Annotated in this window: 2 protein-coding genes; both read right to left on the bottom strand. The window is 39.2% G+C overall.

Translation table 11 applies throughout. The features are described from left to right. Positions 1-189: 189 nt before the first annotated feature. Positions 190-1,626 (bottom strand): NAD(P)/FAD-dependent oxidoreductase, encoded by a 1,437-nt coding sequence (locus GNE10_RS33280; protein ID WP_185570323.1) that lies wholly within the window; start codon positions 1,624-1,626, stop codon positions 190-192. Between the two features lie 55 nt (positions 1,627-1,681). Continuing rightward, positions 1,682-2,590 carry a UbiA family prenyltransferase gene (locus GNE10_RS33275; RefSeq protein WP_185570322.1) on the bottom strand — a complete coding sequence of 303 codons (909 nt, stop codon included), beginning with the start codon at positions 2,588-2,590 and terminating at the stop codon, positions 1,682-1,684. Positions 2,591-3,222 lie beyond the last annotated feature (632 nt).

Raw genomic sequence — 3,222 nt, 5'->3', positions numbered from 1 at the left:
GGGAAAGGGAAAAGGTTAAAGGGGAAAGTGGAAAGGGAAAATACCAAACCTTTCCCATTTTCCGGACTTCTCTTAGCAGTCTCATGATTGGGCATTGGGCATTGGGGGTGGTGACTGTTGACTGGTGACTGGGGGGTTATTATTCTCCCCTGCCCCATCTCCCTCATTCCCCTATCTCCCCACTGCCTTCTATACTTGTGTAATCACAGACAATTTTTTCGGAACATCTTGTTCATTAGTAAACTGCTCATTTTTCCTTTGCCAATTCATCACTTGCTTTAAGACTTTTGTGATGATATTGGGGTGGAAAAATGCAGTAGGTGGTTTTAGCATGTGTATTACTTCTAAAAATGTCTTGTGAATTTCGGCATTTTCACTTTGTAGTAACAACACTCTATCTAGATAACGCTGCATGATTCGGCTGATGAAGTCTGGTTGTCCTCCTTCAGTGGTATGCCAACGTAAATCTTCGCCTGTTGTCATTAGCCAAGGTACGGCAATTACTTTGTTTAATTGTTTTTGAAACTGTCGAGATAAACCAATTAAATTCCCATCGGGATGGTTAGAAAATTGTTGATTTAAACATTGGTCTAAAGCCAGTGCATCTAAAGCAGCAACGGTCATACCTTGTCCGTAAACTGGATTAAAAGCACAAACGGCATCACCTACTAACACAAAGTTTTCTGGCAATCTTTTAAGTTTTTCATAATGACGCAGGCGATTTTCTGTCCGGCGATAACCATAGATAGATGAGAGTGGCTGGGCGTTTTTGATAGCTTCATAGATAACTGGCGATCGCAAGCTACGGGCAAACTCTAAAAAGCCATCTTTATCTGTGGGTGGATAATCTTTACCTACACCTATAAGTGTGAGAATCCAACGATTACCTTCAACTTTATATATCACACCACCACGATTGTTATTTGGTGGTTGTACTGTTACATATAAACACTGCCAATCACATTCCAAATTATTTGGAGGCTCGTACCAACAGCTGGCATAGCCTAAATAAGAGTTGATTACTGTCTCTTGGGGTGGTGTGTAACCCATTGCTTCTAGCCATTGAGGCGCTGATGAATTGCGTCCACTCGCATCTACGACTAAATCAGCAGTTAAGTCTGTTTCTGGTTGGTTGCGAAAGCGTACTCGTAAACCTGTAACACCAGTCCGGTCTGAGTTAGATAATAAAGAAACTACCTGTGCTTCTTGCATAAACACAAGATTCTTTTCAGCAGCTAATCGATGGTGGATAGTTTGCTCTAGAAGATTTCGACTGCAAGTGTGGGTAATTAAATCAGACTTAAAACGAGGAGCCCAACCGCCAAAACCCAGCCAGGGTAAATCATTTCCCCAATCTATGGTGGATGCACCAGAGTCAGCTAATTGAGCCTCTATACCAGGAAAAAGTTCTTCCACTGATTGCAAACCACGCTTGAGCAAGGTATGGACATGAGGTGATTGGGGTACACCGTGGCGATGTTCTGTTTCTTGTGTAAAGTTATCCCGTTCAATAACTGTCACTCGCTGAAAGTGTTTAGTCAGTACTTTCGCCGCTAGCAGTCCCGCGATACTTCCCCCAATGACAACAGCGTGTTGCGGATGGTGAATAGATGCTAAATGAGTCATACTTCTTACCTTGTGAGAAAAGTTTGTCTCTGACTTCTGAATTTTGTTATCTGAATTAAAGAACAACGATCGCACTAGCCAGAACCAGACAATACCAGTAAGTAAAGAGCATGTAAGTCTGATGATCTTCTCGTGGAGAGCGATTCAATACAATCCTGGCTGCAATCAACCAGCTAAATACTGCTAGTACAATATCACACGCTAAAGTACTGGCAGTATTTTGCGCGGGCATCATTAATATGAAATGGGTAACAAATGGTAGGAATCCAAAGCCCAGACTTAGTATAAATCGGCTTGCTGTTTCTCCAAAGGCGATGGGAAATGTGCTGCGGTTAACAGCTAAATCCCCTTCTATATCTCGAAGATCCTGAAGGGCGACTAATGTACTCCAGATAGCACCCATGACGAATAGCCAGCGCCAGGCGATCGGTGTGATTGGTGTCATCAATTGCCATACTGCTGCCAAGTGCGCGAATGTACCTAATCCAATCAAGAAGTTTTTGGTAATCCAATGCTTATCCCAACCACCAAAATTATGCAAAACCACAACCATCTGGCAGATTAAAGCCCATTCTAAAACCCCAAAATACCAGCCTATAAATGTAAATATGCCCATACTCAAAAACCATCTCATTAAAGCCCCATGAAGTGAGATTTTTCCTGTCACTAACGGGCGATTTGGCTTATTGATTCGATCCTCTTCAACACCAGCTATTTGATTAGATAAGCAAAAAGAAAAAAGGTATAACCAAACAAATAAAGTACCACTGAACAATGTGAAAAATAATTCAGTAAAAGATGATTGTACATAATGCCCCGCAGCTAATATAAATAGTATTGGTGGTATGATGGTACTGGAAATATCGCGACCAGTAAATTGCCAAATTAAATGCAATTCTCGAACCAAGCTTTTGTATAAACTTGTTGTCAAATTTGCAGATACAACTTTCGTTTGTACATCCATTGAATTTTGCTCCTTAACTAATTATCAAGTAAATTGCTAAATTAAATTAGTAGTACAGCTATCCTATTGAAGTTACGAACAGAAATTTTCCCAATCATTTCGCACACCGAGTTAGGGCCAAGTTTAATAAATTCCTTGGACAGGTTCTTAACTTCTATATACTAGTGGTCTGTCCCATTAGTTCTGAGGGGTAAACTTATTCTTAATTTTTCTTTCTTTGCGCTCTTTGCGTCCTTTGCGGTTCGTTTATTAAACCTGCAAAATTAATGCGATGAACCACTAGGCTGACATCAAAATTTTTCAAACAAATACGCTTAATATGTAGATATAAAACTTAAATATCTATATCTGCATATTTCCTTGAATTTGTAAATATGTTTAGCTAAAAACACACTAGCAATCCTAAATCATTTGTGAAACCAACGACAAATTACCAATGACAAAGGACTGTCAACACCAAAATTCTCACCAATCAAATTTGATTACTATAGATTGAGATAACTAACTATTTTTTTTGCATTTGATTAATTTCATAATTAATATGAAAAATGTTGACTTGACTATCGTAGTAGTCAAGTGTCAAACTTGTTAACCAGTGGTATTTATTTGAACTTTTTAACTTATCAATAAAT

The organism is Nostoc sp. 2RC (assembly GCF_014222165.1).
GTDB classification, from domain to species: domain Bacteria; phylum Cyanobacteriota; class Cyanobacteriia; order Cyanobacteriales; family Nostocaceae; genus Nostoc; species Nostoc linckia.
The sequence above is the reverse complement of the archived record's forward strand: the minus strand, read 5'-3'. Positions and strand labels throughout refer to the sequence as shown.

Coding starts and splice junctions, on each gene's coding strand:
- GNE10_RS33280 (WP_185570323.1), bottom strand. CDS start 1,626: ATGACTCATTTAGCATCTATTCACCATCCGCAACACGCTGTTGTCATT.
- GNE10_RS33275 (WP_185570322.1), bottom strand. CDS start 2,590: ATGGATGTACAAACGAAAGTTGTATCTGCAAATTTGACAACAAGTTTA.